Origin of the sequence: Marinobacter nitratireducens, assembly GCF_000708045.1 — a bacterium.
In the GTDB taxonomy this organism is placed as follows: domain Bacteria; phylum Pseudomonadota; class Gammaproteobacteria; order Pseudomonadales; family Oleiphilaceae; genus Marinobacter; species Marinobacter nitratireducens.
In genome coordinates this window covers 1-2,644 of the sequence record NZ_ANIE01000018.1, presented here as the reverse complement: position 1 = coordinate 2,644, position 2,644 = coordinate 1, and the positions used below count along the sequence as shown (strand labels likewise).

The following is a 2,644-nucleotide window of genomic DNA, read 5'->3' as shown; positions in this document are numbered from 1 at the left end:
CCCTTCGGTTTTTCGTCGAATCCAGGCATTGACGTCCACCGCCCGCCCTCCTGTCGTTACCGGTTGCGGACTCAGAGCCAGTATCCGACCATCTTTGGTGGTTCGGCGCACTCCGACTTCCCAGTCGGGCTCAGGCGAGGTTTGAGTTGGTGATGGGCTCTCGTTAGCTTTGGTCATAGTCAGGACTTAATGGGCTGGCTTACCAGGGCATGGTAGTTGATGATCAATGGGGTCAATCGCGTGTCCGGCGCATCCAGCGGTGTTATCGGCAAATTGCCCTGCTCATACATTGGCATTGATCAGCCCACTTATCTTAGAAATCAACCCTGGCCTGATAACGGCCTCGGCCTCGCTTCTGTTGCTTCTTTTCGTCGTATTGGGCTTGCCACTGGGACACGGGCCCCATGCCGGTGAAACGAAGGCCGCGTTCGTAGGCGCGGGTGAGTTGCAGGTTGAGAATTTGCAGTTCCTCAGAGGGCTTGGCCCATTGCTCTTTTGGCAGGGGCGCAGACCAGGTGTCCAGCTCTTTCGGTAGGCTTTTCAGGGCCAGGGTTTTGATCCGGCGCTCGGTGATGATGTGGGCCAGGTAACGCTGGAAGAACCAGTCGCCCACTTTCTTGCCCAGCCAGGGCAACAGGGACAGGTCCTTACGAGCTTGGCGGCATTTGGCTTTGTAGTGGGCCAAGGTCTCGTCCTCCTTCGGGTCCGGGCAGGCCTCGGGGCCCTCTTCCATAAACCGGCGAATACACTCCCATTGGGCCAGGCCAGACGTTTCATGGCCGACGTTGATGCTGGCCGCGGCCAGGGCCGATTCCGGGTCATCCGGCTTGGGGATGGCCAGGGTTAAGACTGTGTGGGTGGCCATCAGGCTGGGGCCAATGTTTTGTTTCGTCTCAATATAGGCAACCAGCTTGTCCCAGGGGTAAATCTCGTAGACGAGCTTGGGGTCGTGTTTTTTCTTTAGGCGGAGGGCGATGAAGAGGTAGGTACCGATGACTAAAAGCTCTATGCCCAGTAACACCAATCCTTCCAAAACCAATGAATTCCTGTACTCAGTGGACGAGTATTCATTCATAAACGGGGTCAGAGCCCAGCCTATGGTGAACAACACCCCAATGTACGTAAACCCAGCAACTGTGTCATTCCACAGTGGCAGTTTGAAATCCTTGCCCTCGGTCCAGCGCGGCATGGCCACTTCCCGGCGCTGCCGGTTCAGTCTCACCGGAGGCGTTTCTTTCACTGCCTTGTTGCCTAGGAAATGCATGTAAAGCCCCCAGGGCAGAGAGATCAGGAGGTTTCCGACAAGTACAAATAATGGCAGCCCCCAATCCCAACGTCCAAGGTTGATACCGACCTCCAGAGTGAAGACGACTGCCGCCATTACAGTCAACAAGCTCAAGCTCAAGAACATTAAAGAAAACTCGGCCCCAAACAACAGGTTGCCGTTCTGCAAATCCAGCCAACCTTCGGTTTTCCGTCGCACCCAGGCGTTGATGTCCGCCGCCCGCGAGCCGGTGGCCACAGGTGCAGGCCCCAGAGCCAACAGTCGCCCCTCTTGGGTCGTACGGCGCACTCCAACTTCCCAGTCGGATTCACGCGATGTCTGTGTTGATGACGGATTCTTGGTGGCAATGAACATAAAGATTTATGGGTTTGCTTAGGGCGAGACTCAGGCCCGGAAACGCCCCCTCCCCCGCTTTTGTCGCTGCCTCTCCTCACGCCCCGCTTGCCATTCAGATACGGGCCCCATCTGGGTGAACTTCAGGCCACGCTTGTAAGCACGGGCAAGCTGTTGATTCAGGCTCTGCAGTGCCTCAGACGGTTTGGCCCACTGTTCCCGGGGCAACGGCGCGGACCAGGCTTTCAGTTCCTCTGGCAGACTCTTCAGGGCCAGGGTTTTTATGCGGCGCTCGGTGATGATGTGGGCCAGATAACGCTGGAAGAACCAGTCACCCACTTTTTTACCCAGCCAGGGCAACAAGGACATCTCTTTACGGGCCTGTCTGCACTTGGCTTTATAGTGGGCCAGCGTTTCGTCATTCTTCGGGTCCGGGCAGGCCTCGGGGCCCTCTTCCATAAACTGGCGAATACACTCCCATTGGGCCAGGCCGGACGTTTCATGACCGACGTTGATGCTGGCCGTGGCCAGGGCCGATTCGGGGTCATCCGGTTTGGGGATGGCCAGGGTCAAGACCGTATGGGTGGCCATCAGGCTGGGGCCGATGGATTGTTTTGTCTCAATATAGGCAACCAGCTTGTCCCAGGGGTGGATTTCGTAGACGAGCTTGGGGTCGTGTTTTTTCTTTAGGCGGAGGGCGATGAAGAGGTAGGTGCCGATGACTAAAAGCTCTATGCCCAGTAACACCAATCCTTCCAAAACCAATGAATTCCTGTACTCAGTGGACGAGTATTCATTCATAAACGGGGTCAGAGCCCAGCCTATGGTGAACAACACCCCAATGTACGTAAACCCAGCAACTGTGTCATTCCACAGTGGCAGTTTGAAATCCTTGCCCTCGGTCCAGCGCGGCATGGCCACTTCCCGGCGCTGCCGGTTCAGTCTCACCGGAGGCGTTTCTTTCACCGCTTTGTTGCCCAGGAAATGCATGTAAAGGCCCCAGGGCAGAGAGATCAGGAGATTTCC

The 2,644-nt window shown here is 56.4% G+C and carries 1 protein-coding gene and 1 pseudogene; both read right to left on the bottom strand.

Annotated elements, in window-relative coordinates:
• Positions 1 to 313: 313 nt before the first annotated feature.
• Positions 314 to 1,573: a hypothetical protein gene (locus D777_RS17735; RefSeq protein WP_150112675.1), complete on the bottom strand. Its 1,260-nt coding sequence runs from the start codon at positions 1,571 to 1,573 to the stop codon at positions 314 to 316.
• A gap of 96 nt (positions 1,574 to 1,669) precedes the next feature.
• Positions 1,670 to 2,644 (bottom strand): annotated as a pseudogene (locus D777_RS18025) (hypothetical protein); the annotation flags it as partial.